Genomic DNA, 722 nt, shown 5'->3' with positions numbered 1-722 from the left:
AGGCCGTCAATTCCACAATGTTTCGTTACTTGAAGATCAAAAGCACGTACTTAATCAATTGATTGATTACATTCAAAGTGAAGATGTAGATGCTTTAGTGATTGCGGGTGATATTTATGACCGATCACTACCTCCAGCTAACGCTGTTGAATTACTAGATGATGTGTTGAAGTCAATTTGTATGGATTTAAACATTCCCATTATTTTGATTCCGGGTAATCACGATAGCGCAGAAAGAGTTAGGTTTGGCGCTAAACAAATGAAAGAGTCAGGTTTGCATATCATTGGTAATTTGAATGATGTCTTGGAGCCCGCTGTTATTGAAGTAAAGGGAGTTGAAGTTGCTTTTTATGGTATCCCTTACTGTGAGCCGTTAATGGTTAGAGATACTTTTGATGTTGAAGCTAAAAGCTTTGATGATGCACATACCTACTTAGTTGATGAAATAAAAAGTTTAATGTCTGATCAGCAGGTTAATGTATTGATTAGCCACTGTTTCATTGATGGGGCGGCTGAGTCTGACTCTGAAAGACCTTTACAAATAGGTGGTGCAGACAGAGTAAGTTATCAGCCTTGTGTTGATTTTGATTATGTTGCTTTAGGTCATCTTCACAGCCCCCAGTATAAAGGCGAGGAGCATATTCGATATTCTGGTTCAATAATGAAATATAGCTTTTCAGAACAAAACCAGAAGAAAGGCGTCACCCTTGTTGAAGTGGATA

At 38.1% G+C, this 722-nt stretch carries 1 protein-coding gene; it reads left to right on the top strand.

Features of this window, described 5'->3' with window-relative positions:
* The coding region (locus P20480_RS17450) for a metallophosphoesterase family protein (RefSeq protein ID WP_033024878.1) at positions 1–722 on the top strand (722 nt) is incomplete at both ends.

The sequence above is a fragment of the Pseudoalteromonas sp. BSi20480 genome (genome assembly GCF_000241365.1).
Lineage (GTDB): Bacteria > Pseudomonadota > Gammaproteobacteria > Enterobacterales > Alteromonadaceae > Pseudoalteromonas > Pseudoalteromonas marina.
Note: the sequence above shows the minus strand (reverse complement) of the source record. Positions and strands in the feature narration are given on the sequence as shown.